General features: G+C 66.8%; 22 protein-coding genes. 13 read left to right on the forward strand and 9 right to left on the reverse strand.

The annotated features are described in order from the left end of the window. On the forward strand, positions 1-791 hold a 791-nt coding region (locus F7Q96_RS21055), incomplete at its 5' end, for a BspC domain-containing protein (RefSeq protein ID WP_151023245.1). A gap of 51 nt (positions 792-842) precedes the next feature. Here the strand turns inward: F7Q96_RS21055 and F7Q96_RS21060 are convergent. Both F7Q96_RS21060 and yaaA read right to left on the reverse strand, forming a co-directional pair. Continuing rightward, complete coding sequence (locus tag F7Q96_RS21060; protein WP_053821472.1) at positions 843-2012, reverse strand: M14 family metallopeptidase; 1170 nt, start codon at positions 2010-2012, stop codon at positions 843-845. A 76-nt stretch (positions 2013-2088) separates the two neighbouring features. After that, a complete protein-coding gene (yaaA, locus tag F7Q96_RS21065) occupies positions 2089-2886 on the reverse strand; it encodes a peroxide stress protein YaaA (protein WP_053821471.1) in 798 nt (265 codons plus the stop codon). A gap of 38 nt (positions 2887-2924) precedes the next feature. Between yaaA and F7Q96_RS21070 the strand changes: the two genes are divergently transcribed. After that, entirely contained in the window at positions 2925-3461 is a 537-nt protein-coding gene (locus F7Q96_RS21070; protein WP_053821470.1) for a putative toxin-antitoxin system toxin component, PIN family, read from the forward strand. Between the two features lie 86 nt (positions 3462-3547). Continuing rightward, positions 3548-4711 (forward strand): pyridoxal phosphate-dependent aminotransferase, encoded by a 1164-nt coding sequence (locus F7Q96_RS21075; RefSeq protein ID WP_053821469.1) that lies wholly within the window; start codon positions 3548-3550, stop codon positions 4709-4711. Between the two features lie 87 nt (positions 4712-4798). On the opposite strand, the gene F7Q96_RS21080 is transcribed toward F7Q96_RS21075, so the two are convergent. Beyond that, a complete protein-coding gene (locus F7Q96_RS21080) occupies positions 4799-5443 on the reverse strand; it encodes a glutathione S-transferase (RefSeq protein ID WP_053821468.1) in 645 nt (214 codons plus the stop codon). Between the two features lie 162 nt (positions 5444-5605). On the opposite strand from F7Q96_RS21080, the gene F7Q96_RS21085 reads away from it, so the two are divergent. From F7Q96_RS21085 to F7Q96_RS27060, 7 genes are all read left to right on the forward strand, one after another. Continuing rightward, on the forward strand, positions 5606-7129 hold the full coding sequence (locus F7Q96_RS21085; protein WP_053821467.1) for a 3-hydroxyacyl-CoA dehydrogenase: 1524 nt from the start codon (positions 5606-5608) through the stop codon (positions 7127-7129). Between the two features lie 64 nt (positions 7130-7193). Further along, the gene (locus F7Q96_RS21090; RefSeq protein WP_053821466.1) at positions 7194-7973 is read left to right on the forward strand and encodes an oxepin-CoA hydrolase, alternative type; all 780 of its coding nucleotides are present in this window, start codon (positions 7194-7196) and stop codon (positions 7971-7973) included. A 39-nt stretch (positions 7974-8012) separates the two neighbouring features. Next, positions 8013-9098, forward strand: a complete 1086-nt coding sequence (locus tag F7Q96_RS21095; RefSeq protein ID WP_053821465.1) for a phosphotransferase — start codon at positions 8013-8015, stop codon at positions 9096-9098. A 264-nt stretch (positions 9099-9362) separates the two neighbouring features. After that, positions 9363-10349, forward strand: a complete 987-nt coding sequence (locus F7Q96_RS21100) for a Bug family tripartite tricarboxylate transporter substrate binding protein (protein ID WP_053821464.1) — start codon at positions 9363-9365, stop codon at positions 10347-10349. A gap of 95 nt (positions 10350-10444) precedes the next feature. Then, positions 10445-10630 (forward strand): oxidoreductase-like domain-containing protein, encoded by a 186-nt coding sequence (locus F7Q96_RS21105; protein WP_053821463.1) that lies wholly within the window; start codon positions 10445-10447, stop codon positions 10628-10630. Positions 10631-10641: 11 nt separating this feature from the next. Continuing rightward, a complete protein-coding gene (locus tag F7Q96_RS21110) occupies positions 10642-11553 on the forward strand; it encodes an NAD-dependent protein deacetylase (protein ID WP_170265916.1) in 912 nt (303 codons plus the stop codon). Positions 11554-11743: 190 nt separating this feature from the next. Next, positions 11744-13528, forward strand: a complete 1785-nt coding sequence (locus F7Q96_RS27060; protein WP_193392490.1) for a hypothetical protein — start codon at positions 11744-11746, stop codon at positions 13526-13528. A 71-nt stretch (positions 13529-13599) separates the two neighbouring features. On the opposite strand, the gene F7Q96_RS21120 is transcribed toward F7Q96_RS27060, so the two are convergent. Beyond that, entirely contained in the window at positions 13600-14532 is a 933-nt protein-coding gene (locus F7Q96_RS21120) for a LysR family transcriptional regulator (RefSeq protein ID WP_151023246.1), read from the reverse strand. Positions 14533-14725: 193 nt separating this feature from the next. On the opposite strand from F7Q96_RS21120, the gene F7Q96_RS21125 reads away from it, so the two are divergent. The 3 genes from F7Q96_RS21125 to F7Q96_RS21135 all read left to right on the forward strand — a co-directional run bounded on the left by F7Q96_RS21125 (position 14726) and on the right by F7Q96_RS21135 (position 17657). Further along, positions 14726-15988 (forward strand): acyl-CoA dehydrogenase family protein, encoded by a 1263-nt coding sequence (locus F7Q96_RS21125; RefSeq protein WP_053821460.1) that lies wholly within the window; start codon positions 14726-14728, stop codon positions 15986-15988. A 193-nt stretch (positions 15989-16181) separates the two neighbouring features. Then, positions 16182-16874: a glutathione binding-like protein gene (locus tag F7Q96_RS21130; protein WP_006578009.1), complete on the forward strand. Its 693-nt coding sequence runs from the start codon at positions 16182-16184 to the stop codon at positions 16872-16874. Positions 16875-17264: 390 nt separating this feature from the next. Continuing rightward, positions 17265-17657 carry a helix-turn-helix domain-containing protein gene (locus F7Q96_RS21135; protein WP_023263593.1) on the forward strand — a complete coding sequence of 131 codons (393 nt, stop codon included), beginning with the start codon at positions 17265-17267 and terminating at the stop codon, positions 17655-17657. Positions 17658-17674: 17 nt separating this feature from the next. On the opposite strand, the gene ureG is transcribed toward F7Q96_RS21135, so the two are convergent. The 5 genes from ureG to F7Q96_RS21160 are packed head-to-tail and all read right to left on the reverse strand — an operon-like array spanning position 17675 to position 21706. After that, positions 17675-18298, reverse strand: a complete 624-nt coding sequence (gene ureG / locus F7Q96_RS21140) for an urease accessory protein UreG (protein ID WP_151023248.1) — start codon at positions 18296-18298, stop codon at positions 17675-17677. A gap of 32 nt (positions 18299-18330) precedes the next feature. Continuing rightward, positions 18331-19023 carry an urease accessory protein UreF gene (locus F7Q96_RS21145; protein WP_053821459.1) on the reverse strand — a complete coding sequence of 231 codons (693 nt, stop codon included), beginning with the start codon at positions 19021-19023 and terminating at the stop codon, positions 18331-18333. A gap of 15 nt (positions 19024-19038) precedes the next feature. Next, the gene (gene ureE / locus F7Q96_RS21150) at positions 19039-19680 is read right to left on the reverse strand and encodes an urease accessory protein UreE (protein ID WP_053821458.1); all 642 of its coding nucleotides are present in this window, start codon (positions 19678-19680) and stop codon (positions 19039-19041) included. A gap of 2 nt (positions 19681-19682) precedes the next feature. Continuing rightward, entirely contained in the window at positions 19683-21401 is a 1719-nt protein-coding gene (gene ureC / locus F7Q96_RS21155) for an urease subunit alpha (RefSeq protein WP_053821457.1), read from the reverse strand. Then, positions 21401-21706 (reverse strand): urease subunit beta, encoded by a 306-nt coding sequence (locus F7Q96_RS21160; RefSeq protein ID WP_053821456.1) that lies wholly within the window; start codon positions 21704-21706, stop codon positions 21401-21403. Before F7Q96_RS21160 ends, ureC begins: the two co-directional genes overlap by 1 nt. Between the last annotated feature and the right edge of the window lie 6 nt (positions 21707-21712).

A 21712-nucleotide genomic window follows, 5' to 3' on the forward strand; every position in this document is an offset into this window, starting at 1 on the left:
CCCTCGCCGCCGCGGCCGCCGCCCTGATGCTGGCCGCCTGCGCCACCGCGCCCTCCGAGTCCGGCGACGCCGCCGGCCAGCAGGCCCAGGCCCCCGCCGCCAGCCCCGCACCGCAGGCCCCGGCGCCCGCACCGCGCGGCGCGACTTCCTACTCCGACAAGCAGGCGGTACCGCCGCCGGACAACGACAACTCCCCGACCAGGACCGTCACGCTGCCGCCCACCGGCCGCGTCAGCCTGGCCGAATACCGTGCGCAGATGCGCCAGCAGCTGATGCAGAGCGAGAACGCCAGCGCCGATGTGGCCGACTGCGCCGCGCACGCGAGCTGGGTGGTGCCGCGCTCGGCGACCTACGACGCGCTGCGCATTCCGACCGGCGCGCTCGCGTCGGGCCAGGCGGCGGTCGAGAGCTGGGAAGGCCGCTTCTCGCGCGGCAAGCAGGCGGTGCCGGTGACCTCGGTGGTGACCTTCTCGGCCGCCGCGCACCGCCGCAACGGGCAGTCGCGCTGGGACCCGGTCAAGGTCCGCTGCGGCTATGACGACGGCATGATGCTGGCCTACGAACTGCTGGACGACGACGGCGACATCATCGTCGAGCCGGCCGCCAGGCCGGCCGTCAGCGTCGCCCCGGCGCGCAATGCCACGGCCAAGGGCCGCAAGGCCAAGGCCACCAGGTCGAGCCGCCCGGGCAAGGCCACGTCGGCCAAGTCGTCGGCCAGCACGAAGAAGGCCGCGGCGAAGTCGACCTCTTCCAGCAAGTCGACGAAAAAGACCAGCAAGCCGTCGCGCTGACGCTGCCCCGCCGCATCGCCGCGGCATCACGGCCGCCTTCGGCGGCGGCGTTCAGTCCAGCTGCGCCAGGATCGCCTGCAGCATCGCCGCCCCGAGCAGCGCGCTGCGGGCGCCGTTCCAGCCGACCTCGGGCTGCGGCAGATCGGCGTTGTCCTTGAACGGCATCTCCAGCGTCAGCGACAGGCAGCCGAACGCGTGGCCGATGTACTTCGAGGCCAGCTTCAGCGCATCGGCGTTGTACTTGCTCGCCGCATAGCCATGCACGTCCTGGAAGTCCGGCGTGGCGCGCTTGAACGCCTCGACGAAACGCGCCTGCGCGGCGCGCTGGGACTCGGTGAAGCTCGGCAGCATCTCGCTGCCGGCGATGAAGTTGTACGGCAGCCCTTCGTCGCCGTGGATGTCGAAGAACAGGTCGCAGCCGGTCGATTCGATCGCGCGGCGCACGTGATGGACCTCGGGGCTGGACTCGAGGCTCGGCGCCATCCATTCGCGGTTCAGGTTCGCGCCGGCCGCGTTGGTGCGCAGATTGCCCAGCGCCGAGCCATCCGGATTCATGTTCGGCACGATATGGAACACGGCCTTCTGCAGCAGCCGTTCGGCGACGCCGTCGCCGGCCCAGATGCCGGTGCCGGTCAGCCGCTGCAGCACCCCTTCGACGAACCATTCGGCCATGGTCTCGCCCGGATGCTGGCGCGCGATCATCCAGATGGTCTTGCGGCCATCATTGCCACCGCCACTGGCGCCCTCGGGCGGCGCGCCGATCGTCACGACGGTCATGTCGCGGCCCTGCACCGTGCTGCCCAGATGCCTCAGCCGCGCACGCGGCGAACGCTGGCAGGTGCCGAGCAGCGCCAGATGGCGCTCCTCGGGATACGGCTCGAAATAGGCCAGCCAGACGCTGTCGTGGACCGGCGTGAATTCCACCGTCATCACCTGCCCGTCGAAGCGCGTCGGCACACGGAACCAGTGCACGCGGTCGTACGAGGCCACGGCGCGGTAGTCGCGCCAGCCGTCCGGATAGGTGCAATCGCCGGCGTTCAGGAACTGCAGCCGGCAGGGCTGGCCGGCCGCGCCATGCAGCCCGAAATGGAACCACTGGCGGAAGTCGGCATGCGAATCGGCGCGGATGCGCAGCCGGATATCGTCGGCGCGGTCCAGCGCCTCGACTTCAATCGCGCCGGAATCGAACCGGCTGGAGATATGCAGCGCTGCGGTCTTCATGTCTGAGCCTCGCAAGACGAATTCGTGGTTGGCCGGCCGCGCGTGTGGCCAGCGGGCCAAGGCAACGGGCGCGGCCTCAGTCTTCCAGCCGGCGGCGGAACACCCAGCGCGTCGCGTCGGACGCCTTCGCGTCGTAGGCGTAGCCGTCCTCGGCAAATTTCTTCAGGCCAGCCGCATCGGTGATGCGCCGGGTCACCGCGAAGCGCGCCATCGTGCCGCGGGCCCGCTTGGCGTGGAACGAGATGATCTTGTAGCGGCCGCCCTTCCAGTCCTCGAACACCGGCGTGATCACGCGCGCGTCCAGCACCTTCGGCCGGACGGCCTTGAAGTACTCCTCGGAAGCCAGATTGACGAGCGTGGGCGCACCCTCGCCCTTCAGCGCGGCAAGATCCTTGTTCAGCAGCTGCGTCACGTCGTCGCCCCAGAACGCGTACAGGTCCTTGCCGGCGTCGTTGGCCAGCCGCGTGCCCATCTCGAGCCGGTACGGCTGCATCCAGTCCAGCGGCCGCAGCACGCCGTACAGGCCCGACAGGATGCGCAGATGGCGCTGCGCGAAGGCCAGGTCGTCGTCGGACAGGTTCGGCGCGTCCAGCCCCTCATAGACATCGCCGTTGAAGGCCAGCACCGCGGGCTTGCTGTTGCGCACCGTGAACTTGGGCGTCCAGTCGGCGTAGCGCGTCGCGTTCAGCACCGCCAGCTTGTCGGAGATGTCCATCAGCGTGCCGATTTCCTGCGGCGCCAGCGCGCGCAGGCGTTCGATCAGCTGCGCGGAACGCGGGATCAGCCGCGGCAGGTGGCTGGCATTGAGCGGGGGCCGGACGCGGGGCGGCGTCTCGTAGTCCAGCGACTTGGCGGGCGACAGAACGATCAACATGGCAGAATGCGGCAGAAACAAAGTCCAGATTGTAACGAATGCACAACCCCTCTACCGGGCCGGACATCGCATCCGACACCGACTCCGTTGCCAACGGCGCTTCGCCGCCGCCCGCCGTGTCCGCCCCCCGCGTGGTACTGGACTCCAACGTCTGGATCGACCTGCTGGTCTTCCGCGATCCGCACGCCGAGCCGATTCGCACCGCGCTGCGGGATGGCGCCATCGCACCGCTGATCCGAGCCGATTGCCGCGAGGAATTGCGACGGGTGCTGGCCTACCCGCAGTTCGCCCGCTTCGAGGTCGATATCGACGAGGCGCTGGCCACTGTCGACAGGCTGACGACCGCGGTCGCGCCGCCCTGCCCGACGCAGGCCGAGGCGATCCGGCTGCCGCGCTGCCGCGACGGCGACGACCAGAAGTTCATCGAGCTGGCGCACTTCGCCGGCGCCGATTGCCTGGTGTCGAAGGACAAGGCGGTACTCAAGCTCGCGGGGCGGCTGCGCCGCAGCAGCGGCGTCGCGGTGCTGACGCCGCAGGCCTTCGCGCCGTGGCTGGCCGCGCGGCCGGCGCGCTAGAATCGCCTGCGCTTGTCGCGCCGCCTGTGGCCGCCTCGATTTCCCTGCCATCCGATTGACGATTTGACGATTTGACGATTGACGCCATGTCCGCCGACGCCCCGCTCCGCCCTCCCCCCTCCCGCCTGCCCAATGTAGGCACCACCATCTTCACCGTGATGTCGGCGCTTGCCGCCGAGAAAAATGCGGTCAACCTGGGCCAAGGCTTTCCGGACTTCGACTGCGATCCGAAGATCGTCGACGCGGTCACGCGCGCGATGCAGGGCGGCCTGAACCAGTACCCGCCGATGGCGGGCGTGCCGAAGCTGCGCCAGGCCATCGCCGACAAGATCGGCAAGCTCTATGGCCGCGCCTACGACGCCGACAGCGAAATCACGGTGACAGCCGGCGCGACACAGGCGCTGCTGACCGCGATCCTGTGCGCGGTCCATCCGGGCGACGAAGTGATCGTGCTGGAGCCGTGCTACGACAGCTATCTGCCTGCGATCGAACTGGCCGGCGGCAAGCCGGTGCCGGTCACGCTCGACGCGCCGCACTTCCGCATTCCGTTCGACCGCCTCGCGGCCGCGATCACGCCGCGCACGCGCATGATCCTGATCAACACGCCGCACAACCCGACCGGCACGATCTGGCGCGAGGAAGACATGCGCCAGCTGGCGGAGCTGCTGGCGGGCACCGATATCCTGCTGCTGTCGGACGAGGTCTACGAGCACATGGTCTACGACGGCCAGTCGCACCAGTCGGTGGCGCGCCATCCGGAACTGGCGCGGCGCAGCTTCGTCGTGTCGAGCTTCGGCAAGACCTATCACGTGACCGGCTGGAAGGTCGGCTATGTCGCCGCGCCGGCCGCGCTGATGGCCGAATTCCGCAAGGTCCACCAGTTCAATGTGTTCACCGTCAATACGCCGGTGCAGCACGGCCTGGCCGACTACATGGTGGACCCCGCGCCCTATCTCGAATTGCCGGCCTTCTACCAGGCCAAGCGCGATTACTTCCGCGCGGGGCTGGCCGATACGCGCTTCAGGCTGCTGCCGTCGGACGGCACGTATTTCCAGTGCGTCGACTATTCGGCGATCTCGGACATGAGCGAGGCGGACTTCGCGATGTGGCTGACACGCGAGATCGGCGTCGCGGCGATTCCGGTGTCGGCGTTCTATTCGCAGCCACGCGAATCCGGTGTGGTGCGCTTCTGCTTCGCCAAGCGGGAGGAGACGCTGGCGCTCGCGCTGGAGCGGCTGCGCAAGCTGTGAGTTTGAACGGGCGGTCGGCGCGATGCGACCGCCCGTTGCCCCCTCCCGCTGAGGGGAGGGGCGTGGTTCCAAACCGCGCTCGCGCTCTTACGGCTTGTTCCGGCTCAGCATCAACTCGGTGTTCGTCTTGCGGTCCGCGTTGACCTTCTGCACCGTCGGCCGCTCGCTCATCCGCTTCAGATAGTCCTTGACCGGCAGGTCGGCCAGCATGTCGGTGCCGTAAATGATCCTGGTGCACGCCGACACCAGCGGCAGATGCACCACCGCGGCGCAGTCCGCCAGCGTGAAGCTGTCGCCGGCCACATACGGCGAGAACTTCGCCAGTTTGGCGAACGCGGGAATGTAGCGGGTCAGCAGCTTCTGCTGGCGCTCCTTGACCCCGTCGCTGACCTTGCCGCCGAAAAACGCCTCGGGATAGAGCTCCCGCACGGTCAGCTCCAGATACAGTTCCATGTAGGTGACCAGCTCGCGCACCTTGCCGGCGGCCAGCGGATCGGCCGGCAGCAGCGGGGTCTGCGGATAGGCCGCCTCCAGGTACTCGGCGATCACCTCCGATTCGCACAGCGTGCCGCCATCGGCGACGATGTACGGCACTTTGCCCAGCGGCGAGGCGTTCAGGTCGGTCTCGCCGATCCAGGCCAGCACCTCCTCGAACGGCACATTCTTTTCCAGCAGCGCCAGCTTGACCTTGTTGTAGTAGTTGCTGGCGGCAAAGCCGCAGAGCTTCAGCATCGGTATGTCTCCTTTGTTGTGCTGCGTTCTCCCTGACGGGATCGGTGGCCGCGCCTCGGCTTGTCTGGCCGATCAGCGCACGCGCCGGCGCGGCAGTGTTCACGCAACGAGTGCAAAAACCGCACGAGCGTGCTAATTTAACCACAACTTTTTGGAAGCACGATGAGCACTTTGACTATCGACACCCTCGGCATCGTGGGCACCGGCGCAATGGGCCGGGGTATTGCCCAGATCGCGGCGCAGGCCGGCCTGACCGTCCGCCTGTTCGACACCAATCCCCAGGCCGTGGCGGCCGCCCGGCAGTATCTGCAGGACACGCTGGCCAAGCTCGCCGACAAGGGCAAGATCAGCAGCGACGATGCCGCCGCCACGCTCGCGCGCGTGCAGCCGTGCGGCGCGCTCGAGGAGATGGCCGATTGCGACATGGTGCTCGAGGCCATCGTCGAGCGGCTCGACGTCAAGCGCGATCTCGTTGCCAAGCTCGAAGCGATCGTCCGTGAGAACGCGGTAATCGCGTCGAACACGTCGTCGCTGTCGATCACCGCGATCGCGGTCGGCGCCAGGCACCCGGGGCGCGTCGTCGGCTATCACTTCTTCAACCCGGTGCCGCTGATGAAGGTCGTCGAGGTGATCGACGGCCTGTCCGGCGATCCGGCGGTCGGCGATGCGCTGATGGCGCTGTCGCGCCGCATGGGCCATACGCCGGTGCGCTGCAAGGACATGCCCGGCTTCATCGTCAACCATGCCGGCCGCGGCATGAACATCGAGGGGCTGAAGGCTGCGCAGGAAGGCGTGGCCGAGTTCGCCGACATCGACGCGATCATGCGCGAGCAGGCGGGCTTCCGCATGGGCCCGTTCGAGCTGATGGACCTGACCGGGCTCGACGTGTCGCACCCGGTGATGGAGTCGATCTACAACCAGTTCTACCAGGAGCCGCGCTACCGGCCGTCGCCGATCACGGCGATCCGTCAGGTCGGCGGGCTGCTGGGCCGCAAGACCGGCGCGGGCTTCTACCGCTACGCCGATGGCCAGAAGCAGGTCCCTGCCACCGCACCGGTGCCGAGCGCCCGGCCGGCCAGCATCTGGGTCAGCCGCGACAGCGAGCGCGGCCATGCGATGGTGGTCAAGCTGCTGACCGCGATGGGCGTCACGCCCGAAGGCGGCAACGCCCCGTCGGCCGAGGCGCTGATCGTGGTCACGCCGCTGGGGCTGGATGCCACCAGCTGCGCGCTGCAGCAGGGCCTGGACGCGAGCCGCGTGGTCGCCATCGACACGCTGCTGCCGTTCGAGGCCACCAAGCGGCGCACGCTGATGACGACGCCCGCCACCAGCGCCGCAATGCGCGACGCGGCGCACGGCCTGTTCGCCAGCGACGGCGTGCCGGTCACCGTGATCCGCGACTCGGCCGGCTTCGTCGCCCAGCGCATCGTCTCGTGCATCGTCAATATCGCCTCCGATATCGCGCAGCAGCGCATCGCGACGCCGTCGGACATCGACCTTGCCGTCAATCTGGGCCTCGGCTACCCGAAGGGTCCGCTGGCGCTGGGCGATGCGATCGGCCCGCAGCTGATTCTCGAGGTGCTGCGCAATATGGAGCGGCTGACCGGCGACATGCGCTACCGTCCGAGCCCGTGGCTGTGGCGCCGCGCGAGCCTGGGCCTGTCGCTGCTGACCGAGGAAGCCTGACGCTTCCTTTCCGCCCTTCCCCGGGCCTTCCTTCTCTCCCACCACGCCACCGAGCCGAGCCGCCATGCCTGCCCAACTGCTGTCCGAACGCGTCGATGCGACGCTGGTGCTGACCATCTCGAATCCGGAAATGCGCAATGCGCTCGGCCCGGAGATCTACCTCGCGACGAAGGAAGCCCTGCAGGCTGCCGAGCAGGATAACGGCATCCGCTCGGTGGTGCTGACCGGCGCCGACGGCATGTTCTGCGCCGGCGGCAACCTGAACCGGCTGCTGGGCAACCGCGCGCAGCCGCCGCAGGTGCAGGCCGACAGCATCACGATGCTGCATGCCTGGATCGAGAGCCTGCATGCGTTTCCGAAGCCGATCATCGCGGCCGTCGAGGGCGCTGCCGCCGGCGCGGGCTTCTCGCTGGTGCTGGCCTGCGATTTCGTGGTGGCGGCCAGCAATGCCAAGTTCGTGATGGCCTACGTCAAGGTGGGCCTGACGCCGGACGGCGGCGGCTCGTACGAGCTGGCGCGCGCCCTGCCGCGCCAGCTGGCCTCCGAGCTGCTGATCGAGGGCAAGACCGTAGACGCGCAGCGGCTCGCGCAATTCGGCCTGGTCAATCGCGTGACCGAGCCGGGCGATGCGCTCGGCGAAGCGCTGCGCCTGGGCCAGTCGCTCGCGGCGCAGTCCTCGCACGCGATGGGCCGCATCAAGGGTCTGATCAATCAGGCCGGCACGCTGTCGCTGAACGCGCATCTGGCGCAGGAGCGCGAGAACTTCGTCGCCGCGCTGCATCACCCCGACGGCGGCGAAGGCATCAGCGCCTTCCTGGAGAAGCGCAAGCCGAACTATCGTTGAAGCCGCACCGATCCCGATAAAAAAGACACCGGAGACAGCATGAGCAGCAATCTTTCCCACTTCGAGGGCACGCGCCCGGTCGCCGACCAGCAGCGCTTCGATACCGCCGCGCTCGAGGCCTGGCTGCGCGACCATGTCGAGGACTTCGCCGGCCCGCTGACCGTCGAGCAGTTCAAGGGCGGCCAGTCCAACCCCACCTTCAAGCTGATCACCCCGGGCCGCACCTATGTGATGCGCGCCAAGCCGGGGCCGAAGTCGAAGCTGCTGCCGTCGGCGCACGCGATCGAGCGCGAGTACCGCGTGATGGCGGCGCTGGCGAACACCGACGTGCCGGTCGCGCGCATGTACGCGCTGTGCGAGGACGAGGCCGTGATCGGCCGCGCCTTCTACATCATGGAATACGTCAACGGCCGCGTGCTGTGGGACCAGTCGCTGCCGGGCATGAGCACCAGCGAGCGCGCCGCGATCTACGACGAGATGAACCGCGTGATCGCCGCGATGCATACCGTCGACTACCAGGCCATCGGGCTGGGCGACTACGGCAAGCCGGGCAATTACTTCGCGCGCCAGATCGAGCGCTGGACCAAGCAGTACAAGCTGTCCGAGACCGAGAAGATCGACGCGATGGACGCGTTGATGGACTGGCTGCCGCACCATATCCCCGAGGAAGACCAGGACCTGACCAGCATCGTCCATGGCGACTACCGGCTCGACAACCTGATGTTCCACCCCACCGAGCCGCGTGTGCTCGCGGTGCTGGACTGGGAACTGTCGACGCTGGGCCATCCGATGGCCGACTTCGGCTATCACTGCATGAGCTGGCATATCGCGCCGGGCCAGTTCCGCGGCATCGCCGGGCTCGACTACGCCGCGCTCGGCATTCCGGACGAGGCCACCTACCGCCGCATGTACGAGCAGCGCACCGGGCGCCAGATCACCGGCGACTGGAACTTCTACCTGGCCTTCAGCATGTTCCGCATCGCCGGCATCCTGCAGGGCATCGCCAAGCGCGTGGTCGACGGCACCGCTTCGTCGGCGCAGGCGGTCGATGCCGGCAAGCGGGCCCGGCCGATGGCCGAGATGGGCTGGCAGTACGCGCAGAAGGCGAAGCAGCGGATCGCCTGAGCCGGACACCGGCGATCCACGGCGGTCTGACGAGGGCCGGTGCGGCGATGAGCCGCGCCGGCCCTTTTGTCGTTGTGTGGCGCTCGTGCAGCATGCACGTCGCATTGTCTGACGACATATAACATCAACGCCTTGGAGCCCCCCGGGATTTCCCTGAATCCGGCGAAATTTCCGTGCTTCCCTGCTGGACGGCGCGCATATGGCCTCTTATGATGGCGACCATTGTTGTATGACGACTGACAAATAACCCGTTCCGGAGACATCATGCACGCACGCCGCCGCTTCCTCAGAATCGCCTCCACCGCCGCCCTCGCCGCTGCCGCCGCGCCATTGGCGGCGCCGGCGTTCGCCGCCGACAGCTGGCCTAACCGCCCGATCCGGCTGGTGGTGCCCTATCCCGCCGGCGGGTCGTCGGACATCATCGCCCGCCTGATCAGCAAGCAGCTGGGCGAGGCGCTGGGCCAGCCGGTCGTGGTCGACAACCGTCCGGGCGCCAACGGCAACGTCGGCGCCGCGTTCGTGGCGCAGTCCGGGGGCGACAACCACACGCTGCTGCTGTGCGACGTCGGCGCGCTGGCCATCAGCCCGTCCGTCTATACCAAGCTGACCTTCGATCCGGCCAAGGACCTGAAGGGCGTCGGCATGCTCGCCTACTCGCCGCACATGCTGGTGGTCAACCCGTCGGTGCAGGCCAATACGCTGAAGGACCTGGTCGAGATGTCCAAGCGCGGCGAGCTGAATTTCGCCGTCACCGCGATCGGCAGCGCCCCGCATCTGGCCGGCGTGGCCGTGCAGCAGGCCACCGGCGCCAAATGGCAATACGTGCCGTACAAGGGCGGCGCGCAGGCGATTGCCGATACGGTCGGCGGCACCGCGCAGGTGCTGATGAACGGCATGCTGGCCACGCTGCCGCACGTGCAGAGCGGCAAGCTGAAGGCGATCGCGGTCTCCAAGCGCACGCGCATGCCGCTGGTCGGCAATCTGCCGACGATCGCCGAACAGGGCGTCGCCAACTTCGAATCGGGCACCTGGCAGGGCGTGATGGCGCCGGCCAGGATGCCGGACGCCGCGGTGACGCGCCTGAACGCCGAGCTCGTGCGCATCATCCGCTCGCCCGAAGTGCGCGCGCAGCTGGCCGGCCAGGGCGCCGAGGTGGTGACGATGACGCCGGCGGAAACCAACCGCTTCTTCGCCACCGAAAAGACCCGCTGGGCCGCGGTGGTCAAGCAGGCCGGCATCAAGCTCGACTGAGGGCGGCCACAGGCCCTTCGGGCCTGTGCAGCCACGGGCAAGGCCGGAACGGCAAGCGTATACTGGCCGTTGCTATAGGTTTTCGCCCGTTCGCTGTGTCCGCCCCTTCTCTTCTCGACGATCCCCGCCCGCTGCCGCCCAACCGGCCCGACGACGACGCCTGCTGCGGCAGCGGCTGCAGCCCCTGCATCTTCGACTTCTACTACGAGGAAATGGAGCGCTACCGGCAGGAGCTGAAGGACTGGCTGGTGCGGCATCCCGAGCAGGCATCCTCGTCGTGACCGCCCACCAGATGCCGGGCGCTGCCGCCCCGATTGCCGCACCGATTGCCTCCTCGATTGCGGCCTCGAACGCAACCGACGGCCCGCCCCATGGCGATGCCGACGCACTGATCGACTTCGTGCGCCGCCACCCGCGGCTGCTGGTGCTGACCGGCGCCGGCATCAGCACCGACTCGGGCATCCCCGGCTATCGCGATGCCGATGGCAACTGGCGTGCGAGCACGCCGATCCAGCACCGCGAATTTCTCGAATCGCACGCGCGCCGGCAGCGTTATTGGGCGCGCAGCATGGTGGGCTGGCCGATCATGTCGCGCGCGTTGCCCAACGACGCGCACCGCGCGCTGGCCCGGCTGCAGCAGGCCGGGCATGTCGAGGCGCTGGTCACGCAGAATGTCGATGGCCTGCATCAGGCCGCGGGCAGCACCGGCGTGATCGAGCTGCACGGCAGCCTCGCTTCGGTGGTCTGCCTGGCTTGCGGCGAACGGCATCCGCGCGGCGAGATCCAGCGCGAACTTGAAGCGGCCAACCCGGCCATCGCCGGCCTGTCCGCCGTGCCGTCGGCCGACGGCGACGCGCATCTCGAGCCCGACGACCTGCACGGCTTCACGGTGCCGCACTGCCGCCGCTGCGCGGGCGTCATCAAACCCGATGTGGTGTTCTTCGGCGATTCGGTGCCGCGCGATCGCGTGGCCAGGGTCCATGAGGCGTTGACCCGTGCCGATGCGCTGCTGGTCGTGGGCTCCTCGCTGATGGTCTATTCCGGATACCGCTTCTGCGTCGCCGCTGCGCAGGCCGGCAAGCCGGTGGTCGCCATCAATCTCGGCCGCACTCGCGCCGATCCCCTTCTGACGATGAAGATCGCCGCGCCCTGCGGCGCCACGCTGACGCGCCTCGATGCCGCGTTGCGCAACATCGCCGCCTGACTTCGCAGCAAATTCAATACGAATAAGTCGCAAATCGGAAACGGCCGTCAACCACCGACAGTTGAGACATCAATTCGGTAGCAGCATGTGACCCGTCGTTGGTTGTGGCGCCGGGTCGACAGCATGTTCGTCGCGACAGCACCCTTCCACGACGCAGAACCGTCCGCGCGCCTTTGATGCCATGCCGGCCATGGACGTCGAATCCATCCTGCCCGAAGGAATTACCATGCCCGTTTCCTACCTGACTTCGATGCCGACCCAGCAGTCCTATGCCGCCAAACCCCTGTTCGAATCGCAACTGCATTTTCCGGAACTGACCGCCGAGCAGCTTCCCGTCTTTATCGAGAACGCCGAACGGCTGCTGCTTCAGGAACAGCGAATCAAGCTGTCGGTCAATGGGACCCCCCTGCCGCTGGCGGAAATGATCGGCCATAGCAACGACCGGGAGGGCGCCGCCATTCTGAAGGGCATCGCGGAAGCCCTGCCTCGCGCCTTCGAGAATCAATCAGACGTCGAGGTTCGCGATCTGGCGTTTTATGAAGCAGCGGGCCTGATTGCCAGCCCAGCGTTCTGGGAGGCAACCGAAGACGCGATGAAGGCGACGCTGAACCGGGGCACCACCAGCGGCGACATCCGCCTGCACGACGCGGCGCAGCTGGGAATGAATGTCACGCTGGCCAGGGACGGGAAAAGCCTTGAGTGCCATATCAGCGCCACCTGGAAGGAGTTCACCGCCGCGGCGAAGTGGCACGCGATGACCGGTCTTGAACCCGTGATGAAGGCGGACGTGCGGATGATGATCCCGCTGGAGCGCAAAGGCGGTCAGCAGGAACTGCGGCCGACCTTCGTTTATCTGCACGCAAACAGCCCTGTCCCTGAAATCGCCAGCAAGCTCAAGGAACGGAAGACCACACTGGCTCAGGCCCTTCTCAACGCGCTGGCCAGCCTTCCGCTGCTCGGTCGCCTGTTCCGCGGCGTGCAGATCAAGGTGTGTGTCGGGGAAAATTTCCGTGGTCATGGGCTCGCCTACATGCCGGCCCAACTCGGTGACAGAGACTGGATCGGCCGGGGACATGACAGGCGCCTGGGACACCATCTCGCCGCGTGCACCCACATCACCGCAAAACGACTGACGCGCCGGCCCAACGCGACCCGGCAGCTGACTGGCGCCATGGCAGCGCCCCCGGCAAACGCCAATGAAGTTGCTCCGCTGAAAGTCTTGCTGGCTCACCGGGCTCCCGAATTGAGAGTCAAGGCCAACATTGCGGAACGCATGGACCATTGGGCGTTCCAGCGTGGGCTCAATGATCAAGCAGCAAACGAGATTGCCGGCCAGCCGCCGCAGGAAGTGCCGGCGCGCCCGCTCGATGTTCCGCCGCGGCCCGATGAAATGCCGCCGATCGGCCCGACCGTCGAGGCGCTTCAATCCCAGCTGCAAGAGTTGCAACAAACCCTGGAGGCGGAACGGAGCGCACGGCAGCAGGCGGATACCGAACGCGATGGATTACGCGCGGAAACCGAGAAGCTGCGGCTGCAACTTGCGGCCCTGCATCAGGAGCGATTGCAGCTGACTGGGGAACTCGAAGAGTTGAACGCGAAATTCATGAAGACGCATACCGCGCTGATGGCGACGCGAAGCCCGCTCGTCTCCATGCCGCAAAGCCTGGACGGCGGCCCCATCCCCAACGGAATCGTCAGGAAGCGGGCACAGTCAATCTCGAACCAAAGAAGCACGAGACCCGCGGCGCCTGGCGCCAATACGTCAACCACGACGCCCACAGCCGCGATACAGGCTACACCCGTGGCTCCGGCTACGACCGAGGCTCGGGCTACGACCCAGGCTCCGGCTACGACCGAGGTGCGGGCTACGACCGAGGCACCGGCTACAACCGAGGCACCGGCTACGACCGGAACATCCGCTACATCGGCGACAACCGCCACGACAGGCACGACGACGTCCACGGATGACGCATAGCAGGCCGGGTGAACCGCTTCTTGCCGCCTTGCGCCAGATGGCGGCCGCCCGGCGGCAACGGCGGACGCTCGTCAGCTCGAAACGTCCGCCATACCCGTGCCCAACTCTCCGATCACCGCCCCCAGCTGCTCCCGCAACCACCGGTTGGCGCCGTCATTCTCCCCGCCCGCATGCCAGTACAAGTGCAGTTCCAATGACGGCACCTTGAACGGCAGCGTCAGCAGGCGGTTGCCGTACGCCTCGTTGGCGATGCGCGCATAGCGCAGCGGCAGCGTCGCCAGCAGGTCGGTGCAGCTGACGATGCGGCACGCCGCCGCGTAGTGCTGGCAGCGCAGCCGCACGCGCCGCGTCATGCCCATCCGGTGCAGCGCCTGGTCTTCCAGCCCCGCCCCGCGCCGCCGCGACGACACGTGCACGTGCTCGGCGGCCAGATAGCGCTCCAGCGTCAATTCCTTCTTCACCAAGGGATGGTCGCGCCGGGCCAGCACCACCATCGGGTCGGCCATGAACTGCGCGTGGTGGATTGCCGGCGAGACCGGCAGCAGGATGTCGATCGCGGCATCGAGCGTGCCGGCCAGCAGTTCCGATTCCATCTCGCGGCGGTCGAAGCGGACCGCGGCGATGTCGACGTGCGGCGCCACCGCGGCGACGCGCGACATCAGCGGCGGCAGCAGCGTCGATTCCAGCGCGTCGCGCATGCCGATGGTGAAGCGCCGCACCGTCGCCGCCGGATCGAAATGCGGCGTGTCCTGCAGCGTCCGCGCGAACGACTGCAACGCGGTGCGTACCTCCCCGGCCAGCGAGCGCGCCAGCGGGGTCGGCGCCATGCCCTGCCCGCGCCGCTCGAACAGCGGGTCGTCGAACAGCGTGCGCAATCGGCCGAGCGCATGGCTGACCGCCGGCTGCGTCAGGTTCAGCTGCCGGGCGGCCGCCGTGATGCTGCCTTCGGTATAGATGGCGTCAAACACGACGAACAGGTTCAGGTCGATGCGGGAGAGCTGCATGGCCGCGATTGTGTCATGGAATGCAGCAGATTGATACCATCGGATCTAGAAAATTCATTTTTCATATTCCATCGAATCGGATAGAGTGGCCTCAGTCGGCGTATATCGCGCCCGCCCGCCGCCTGCCGCTCCGCCCTTCATGCGGGACGGCAGCCCCGGCGGGGCCAAATCGCAGGGGTTGTGAGGAGACACCATGGATTTCGAATACTCGCCCAAGGTCAAGGAAATGCGCGCCAGGCTGCTGGCTTTCTTCGACCAGCACATCTATCCGAACGAGAAGCGCTTCCACGCCGAGATCCAGGCCAATCGCAAGGCCGGCAACGCCTGGGTGCCGAGCCAGCTGATCGAGGAACTGAAGCCGCTGGCGCGCGAGGCCGGCCTGTGGAACCTGTTCCTGCCGCGTTCGAAGCGCGCGCCCGAAGGGCTGTCCAACCTGGAATACGCGACGCTGTGCGAAATCATGGGCCGTGTGCCCTGGTCGCCCGAGGTGTTCAACTGCGCGGCGCCCGACACCGGCAACATGGAAACGCTGGAGCGCTACGCCTCCGAGGAACTGAAGGACAAGTGGCTGGAGCCGCTGCTGCGCGGCGAGATCCGCTCCGCCTTCCTGATGACCGAGCCGGACGTGGCCTCGTCCGACGCGACCAATATCCGCTGCCGCATCGAGCGCGATGGCGACCATTACGTGATCAACGGCACCAAGTGGTGGTCGTCGGGCGCCGGTGACCCGCGCTGCAAGGTCTATATCGTGATGGGCAAGACCAATCCCGATGCGGGCCGTCACGAGCAGCAGTCGATGATCGTGGTGCCGGCCGACACGCCGGGCATCACCGTCAAGCGCCATCTGCCGGTGTTCGGCTATGACGACGCGCCGCACGGCCACATGGAAATCGAGCTGAAGAACGTGCGCGTGCCGGCGGACAACATCCTGCTGGGCGAGGGCCGCGGCTTCGAGATCGCCCAGGGCCGCCTCGGCCCGGGCCGCATCCACCACTGCATGCGCAGCATCGGCGTGGCAGAGCGTGCGCTGGAACTGATGTGCAAGCGCAGCCTGGAACGGGTCGCGTTCGGCAAGCAGATCGCCCGCCATGGCGTCACGCAGGAGCGCATCGCCGAGGCCCGCTGCGAGATCGAGATGGCGCGCCTGCTGACGCTGAAGGCCGCGTACATGATGGACACGGTCGGCAACAAGGTCGCCAAGGCCGAGATCGCGATGATCAAGGTGGTGGCGCCCAATGTCGCGCTGAAGGTCATCGACTGGGCGATCCAGGTGCATGGCGCCGCCGGCGTGTCGGAAGATTTCCCGCTGGCCTCGTGGTGGGCGCACCAGCGCACGCTGCGTCTGGCCGACGGTCCGGACGAGGTGCACCGCAACGCGATCGCCAAGCTGGAACTGGCCAAGCACATGAGCCTGAATCCGGACGAAATCCAGATGCCGGTCACCCGCGGCGGCTGATGCGGTCTTCACGATAAACAGCATCCGGCGGCCCTCCGGCCGCACGACTCCAGGGCAGCTGCGCCGGCAGCGAGCCATCCACGCGCAGCCTGTCTGCGCGTTTTTTTCTTCTGTGATTAAATGCGTCGGTCCATTCAACCGGCGCTGCGCTGCCGAGTCTGCGGCGCCTTTCTCCCGTCCAGGAGCTTCCTCGATGATCGATGTCTACAGCTGGGCCACGCCCAATGGCCACAAGGTTCATATCATGCTGGAAGAGTGCGGCCTGCCCTACCAGGTGCACCCCATCAATATCGGAGCCGGCGACCAGTTCGGCGAGGAGTTTCTGAAGATCAGCCCGAATAACAAGATCCCGGCGATCGTCGACAGCGAAGGGCCGGACGGCAAACCGATCTCGCTGTTCGAATCGGGTGCGATCCTCGTGTATCTGGCCGGCAAGACCGGCAAGTTTCTGCCCGAAGACGTGCGCGGCAAATACGAAACGCTGCAATGGCTGATGTTCCAGATGGGCGGCGTCGGCCCGATGCTGGGCCAGGCGCATCATTTCCGCATCTATGCGCCGGAGAAAATCGAATATGCGATCAACCGCTATACCAATGAGGCGCGCCGCCTCTATGGCGTGATCGACAAGCAGTTGTCGAATCGCCCCTGGCTGGCCGGCGACGAATATACGATCGCCGATATCGCGACCTTCCCGTGGCTGCGCAGCTGGCAGAACCAGGGCATCGAACTGGACGACTATCCGCATCTGAAGCGCTGGTTCAATACGATCGCCGAACGTCCGGCGGTCAAGCGCGGCGTCGAGGTACTGGCACGGGAGCGCAAGCCGCTGCACACCGACAAGGAACGCGAGATCCTGTTCGGCGCGACGCAATACGCCCGCCGCTGAACGGGAAAGCAGCTCCGGTACCGAAGGCCCCCAGCGAAAGCTGGGGGCCTTTTTCATTGGACGCGCTCGAGTGCGCGGTGCGCGGCTCGCATCGGCGGCACCGTCGGCGGATTGCCGTCGCCCGTCCTTAAGGAAAACGCGCTGCTCTTTAGTTTATTGAGAGATCGATTCAGGTGAATACCTGTATGACATTCACCTCCGAACATGAGAAAAAAGCGTTACGTGCTTTTGATTTCCCGATGCCGGCGCAGATTTTCAACACTTTACGCAATCTATAGTGTTTATATCGAAGGTTATGTTGTCTGACACCGATTGTGCGACGGACTCTAGGATGTCGAGTCGATCAGGCAAATCCCTTAACTTCCTTCAAATTCCTCTCTCCCCCTTACCATGATCGGCGATCCTCTCAAGCTATTTGGCCAAAGACTAACGGCCCTGCGCAAACAAAGGGGCTGGTCGCAGGAAAAACTCGCGCTCGAAAGCGGAATGGCGCGCTCCTACCTCAGCGGCATCGAGCGCGGGCTGCGCAACGTGGCCCTGATCAACATCTGCACGCTGGCCGACACCCTCGGCGTTCCTCCCGGCGAAATGTTGAAGTTCGATGGCGACAACTCGGTATTGACGGTCGAGGAATTGCGCACGCCGTTCGGTGCGGAAGAAACTACCGCGCAACGCAATGCGCGGCGTTATATGGCAAGGCTCGATAATGACGACCAGGATCTGGTCGCCTCGGTCGCACGTGCCCTCGCCCGCAAGCGCGCCGCCGGACAAAATGCCGCGTGACGGCATCGGCCGCCGGGCTACATTGCCAGCATGCCCTGCCGCTCGATAAAGCGGATCACCGCGTCAAGACCCTGCCCCGACTTGACGCTCCCCATCACGAAAGGCCGTTCCCCGCGCATCTTGCGCGCGTCGCTTTCCATTACCTCAAGGTTGGCGCCTACATACGGCGCGAGGTCGGTCTTGTTGATCACCAGCAGATCCGACTTGGTGATGCCCGGCCCGCCCTTGCGCGGAATCTTCTCGCCGCCGGCCACATCGATCACGTAGATCGTCAGATCGGACAGCTCGGGGCTGAACGTCGCCGCCAGATTGTCGCCACCGGATTCGATGAACACCACGTCGGCATCGGGAAAGCGCGCCAGCATGCGGTCGACCGCCTCCAGGTTGATCGATGCGTCCTCGCGGATCGCGGTATGCGGGCAGCCGCCGGTTTCCACGCCCATGATGCGCTCCGCCGGCAACGCGCCCGAGATCGTCAGCAGGCGCTGATCCTCCTTGGTGTAGATGTCGTTGGTGATCGCCACCAGGTCGTAGCGCTCGCGCATGGCCTTGCACAGCATCTCGAGCAACGTGGTCTTGCCGGAGCCGACCGGGCCGCCGACGCCGACGCGCAGCGGAGGAAGTGTCTTGGTACGGGTCATGATGTCTCTTCCGATTCGATATGCGGCTGCGCTCAGGAGCGGAACAGCCGGGAGTACTGCGTTTCGTGGCGCGCCGACAGCAGGCCGAGCATCGGCGACAGCGTGGACAACGCGGGCGGCTCGGCATCGGCGCGGCGCGCTGCCTCGGCCACGGCGTCCAGCACGCAGCCATGCATGGCGCGCAGGATCTGCTGGCCGGCGACCTGCCCCAGCGGCACTGCCTTGATCGCCGCGGCGATCTGGTTCTCGGCCCAATTGAAGCAGTAGGCCGCCAGCCCGTCGCGCTCGTCGACCTGCAGCGCGACGCAGGCGGCCGCGAACGCCGTCGGCAGGCATACCGGCGACATCGCCGCCAGGCCAGCGCGCAACGCCGGCTCGCCCCATTCCATCTGCGCGACGAGCCGCGCCAGCGACCATCCCATTTGCTCGGTCTCGAGCCGCAACTCGGCGGTCTCCCGGCTTTGATGAAACCAATCGTTCCAGTGCCGCACGCCATCGCGGTCGCCCACGCGCCACGCACGATGCAGCAGCAGCCACAGCGGTCCTTCGGCATGCGCCTGGACGTGCAGCAGATTGTCGCGAATCCACTGCCGCGCACTGTCGGCATCCCGCACGATGCCGCATTCGATCGCCGCCTCCAGCCCTTGCGAATAGCTGAACCCGCCGATCGGCAACGCCGGCGAGGCCAGATGCAGCAGCGACAGCAGTTGCGGGAGTTGGGTCATGGCAGCGCGAGCGACTCAGTGAGAGTGATTGCAGCCGGCATGGTGTCCTTGATCCCCATGCGAATGATCATGGTCATGCGAGTGCGAGTGCGAGTGCGAGTGCGGGTGCGGGTGCGAGTGCGAGTGCGAGTGCGGATGCCCATGATGCTCGTGAAACACCGCCTGCGCCGCCGCGTAGTCCTCGGCGAAGGTCGCGTCGTGGCCGTGCTTGTGGCCGCCGCCGTAGGCGCCGGCTTCCGGCTCGAACGGCAGCTCGGCACGTTCGGCCTGCACGCCCAGGCGCATCAGCATGTCCGCCAGCACCGGGTCGTATTCGAGGCGCAGATAATCGCGGCCGATCTCGACCGGGGTGTGCCGGTTGCCGAGATGGTAGGCCGCGCGCATCAGTGCGTGCGGATCGCCGGCCCGTACTTGCAGCACCGATTCCGCTGCCGCCTGTACCTCGACGAACGTGCCGTCGGCGCTCACCAGCAGATCGCCGCCGCGCAGCACCGTGCCGCGCGACAGGAAGATTGCCGCTTCCTCGCCGTTGTCGAGCACGGCGCGCAGGCGGCTCTTGCTGCGGTCGCCGAACGGCAGCACCAGCTTCGGCGCGCGACGCACCAGAACCGACGCAATGCCGTGCGGCGCGGGAAGATGCTTGTCGATCTTGTGCATGGTCAGAACAGGAAATAGCGCTGCGCCATCGGCAGCGAGGTCGCCGGCTCGCAGGTCAGCAGCTGGCCGTCGGCGACGACCTGATAGGTCTCGGGATCGACGGTGACCGTCGGCTGCCAGTCGTTGTGGATCATGTCGCGCTTGCTGACCGTGCGTGTGCCGCGCACCGCCGACAGCGTCTTCTGCAGCCCATAACGCCCGCCCACATCCGCGGCCAGCGCGGCCTGCGACACGAAGGTCAGCGAAGACCGGTGCAGCGCACCGCCGGCGCTGGCGAACATCGGCCGATAGTGCACCGGCTGCGGCGTCGGGATCGACGCATTGGGATCGCCCATCGCCGCGGCGGCGATCATGCCGCCCTTCAGGATCAGGCTCGGCTTGACGCCGAAGAACGCCGGCTTCCACAGCACCAGGTCCGCCCACTTGCCGACCTCGATCGAGCCAACCTCGTGTGCCACCCCATGCGTCAGCGCCGGATTGATCGTGTACTTCGCGACATAGCGCTTGACGCGGAAGTTGTCGTGCCCGCCGCGCGCATCGTGCGGATCGCCGGGCAGCTTGCCGCGCTGCATCGCCATCTTGTGCGCGGTCTGCCAGGTGCGCAGGATCACCTCGCCGACGCGCCCCATCGCCTGCGAATCGCTGGAGATCATCGAGAACGCGCCGAGGTCGTGCAGGATATCCTCGGCCGCGATGGTCTCGCGGCGAATCCGGCTCTCGGCAAAGGCGATGTCCTCGGCGATCGACGGATCGAGGTGATGGCAGACCATCAGCATGTCCAGATGCTCGTCGATCGTATTGATCGTGTAGGGCCGCGTCGGATTGGTCGACGACGGCAGCACGTTGGCCTCGCCGCAGACCTTGATGATGTCCGGCGCGTGCCCGCCGCCGGCGCCTTCGGTGTGATAGGTATGGATGGTGCGGCCCTTGAACGCGGCGATGGTCGCCTCGACGAAGCCGCCCTCGTTCAGCGTATCGGTATGGATCGCGACCTGCACGTCGGTGGCGTCGGCCACCGACAGGCAGGTATCGATCGCCGCCGGCGTGGTGCCCCAGTCCTCGTGCAGCTTCAGCCCGATCGCGCCGGCCTCGACCTGCTCGACGATCGGCTGCGGCAGGCTGGCGTTGCCCTTGCCGAGCAGGCCGATATTCATCGGATAGGCGTCCACCGCCTGCAGCATCCGCTCCATGTGCCAGGGGCCCGGCGTCACCGTGGTCGCATAGGTGCCGGTAGCCGGACCGGTGCCGCCGCCGATCATCGTGGTGACGCCGCTCATCAGCGCCTCCTCGATCTGCTGCGGGCAGATGAAGTGGATATGGCTGTCGATGCCGCCGGCGGTCACGATCATCCCCTCGCCCGCGATCACTTCGGTACCGGGACCGATGACGATGGACACGCCGGGCTGGATATCGGGGTTGCCGGCCTTGCCGATACCGGCGATGCGGCCGTCCTTGATGCCGATATCGGCCTTGACGATGCCCCAATGGTCGACGATCAGCGCATTGGTGATCACGGTGTCGACGCAGTCGCGCGCCAGCCGCTGGCTCTGCCCCATGCCGTCGCGGATCACCTTGCCGCCGCCGAACTTGACCTCCTCGCCGTAGATCGTGAAGTCCTTCTCGACCTCGATGACCAGCGCGGTATCGGCCAGGCGCACGCGGTCGCCGGTGGTCGGCCCGAACATCTCGGCATAAGCCTGCCTTCCGATCGTCAACGCCATCACAGCGCTCCCATGATCTTGCCGTTGAAGCCGTAGACGATGCGGTCGCCATCGAGGGCGACCAGTTCGACGGTGCGCGACTGCCCCGGCTCGAAGCGCACCGCGGTGCCGGCGGCGATATTGAGCCGGAAGCCGCGCGCGGCATCGCGATCGAAGTCCAGCGCGGCGTTGGTCTCGTGGAAATGGAAATGCGAGCCGACCTGGATCGGCCGGTCGCCGGTATTGGCGACTGCCAGCCGTATCGTCGCGCGGCCAGCGTTCAGCTCGATCTCGCCGTCGGCGGGAATCAGTTCACCGGGAATCATGGCGTC

Source organism: Cupriavidus gilardii, from assembly GCF_008801915.1.
Taxonomy (GTDB): Bacteria; Pseudomonadota; Gammaproteobacteria; order Burkholderiales; family Burkholderiaceae; genus Cupriavidus; species Cupriavidus gilardii.

What these genes read in the sequence shown, in the direction of transcription:
- F7Q96_RS21060 (WP_053821472.1), bottom strand. Translation starts at nt 2,012, where the DNA reads ATGAAGACCGCAGCGCTGCATATCTCCAGCCGGTTCGATTCCGGCGCG.
- yaaA (WP_053821471.1), bottom strand. Translation starts at nt 2,886, where the DNA reads ATGTTGATCGTTCTGTCGCCCGCCAAGTCGCTGGACTACGAGACGCCG.
- F7Q96_RS21070 (WP_053821470.1), top strand. Translation starts at nt 2,925, where the DNA reads ATGCACAACCCCTCTACCGGGCCGGACATCGCATCCGACACCGACTCC.
- F7Q96_RS21075 (WP_053821469.1), top strand. Translation starts at nt 3,548, where the DNA reads ATGTCCGCCGACGCCCCGCTCCGCCCTCCCCCCTCCCGCCTGCCCAAT.
- F7Q96_RS21080 (WP_053821468.1), bottom strand. Translation starts at nt 5,443, where the DNA reads ATGCTGAAGCTCTGCGGCTTTGCCGCCAGCAACTACTACAACAAGGTC.
- F7Q96_RS21085 (WP_053821467.1), top strand. Translation starts at nt 5,606, where the DNA reads ATGAGCACTTTGACTATCGACACCCTCGGCATCGTGGGCACCGGCGCA.
- F7Q96_RS21090 (WP_053821466.1), top strand. Translation starts at nt 7,194, where the DNA reads ATGCCTGCCCAACTGCTGTCCGAACGCGTCGATGCGACGCTGGTGCTG.
- F7Q96_RS21095 (WP_053821465.1), top strand. Translation starts at nt 8,013, where the DNA reads ATGAGCAGCAATCTTTCCCACTTCGAGGGCACGCGCCCGGTCGCCGAC.
- F7Q96_RS21100 (WP_053821464.1), top strand. Translation starts at nt 9,363, where the DNA reads ATGCACGCACGCCGCCGCTTCCTCAGAATCGCCTCCACCGCCGCCCTC.
- F7Q96_RS21110 (WP_170265916.1), top strand. Translation starts at nt 10,642, where the DNA reads ATGCCGGGCGCTGCCGCCCCGATTGCCGCACCGATTGCCTCCTCGATT.
- F7Q96_RS27060 (WP_193392490.1), top strand. Translation starts at nt 11,744, where the DNA reads ATGGACGTCGAATCCATCCTGCCCGAAGGAATTACCATGCCCGTTTCC.
- F7Q96_RS21120 (WP_151023246.1), bottom strand. Translation starts at nt 14,532, where the DNA reads ATGCAGCTCTCCCGCATCGACCTGAACCTGTTCGTCGTGTTTGACGCC.
- F7Q96_RS21125 (WP_053821460.1), top strand. Translation starts at nt 14,726, where the DNA reads ATGGATTTCGAATACTCGCCCAAGGTCAAGGAAATGCGCGCCAGGCTG.
- F7Q96_RS21130 (WP_006578009.1), top strand. Translation starts at nt 16,182, where the DNA reads ATGATCGATGTCTACAGCTGGGCCACGCCCAATGGCCACAAGGTTCAT.
- F7Q96_RS21135 (WP_023263593.1), top strand. Translation starts at nt 17,265, where the DNA reads ATGATCGGCGATCCTCTCAAGCTATTTGGCCAAAGACTAACGGCCCTG.
- ureG (WP_151023248.1), bottom strand. Translation starts at nt 18,298, where the DNA reads ATGACCCGTACCAAGACACTTCCTCCGCTGCGCGTCGGCGTCGGCGGC.
- F7Q96_RS21145 (WP_053821459.1), bottom strand. Translation starts at nt 19,023, where the DNA reads ATGACCCAACTCCCGCAACTGCTGTCGCTGCTGCATCTGGCCTCGCCG.
- ureE (WP_053821458.1), bottom strand. Translation starts at nt 19,680, where the DNA reads ATGCACAAGATCGACAAGCATCTTCCCGCGCCGCACGGCATTGCGTCG.
- ureC (WP_053821457.1), bottom strand. Translation starts at nt 21,401, where the DNA reads ATGGCGTTGACGATCGGAAGGCAGGCTTATGCCGAGATGTTCGGGCCG.
- F7Q96_RS21160 (WP_053821456.1), bottom strand. Translation starts at nt 21,706, where the DNA reads ATGATTCCCGGTGAACTGATTCCCGCCGACGGCGAGATCGAGCTGAAC.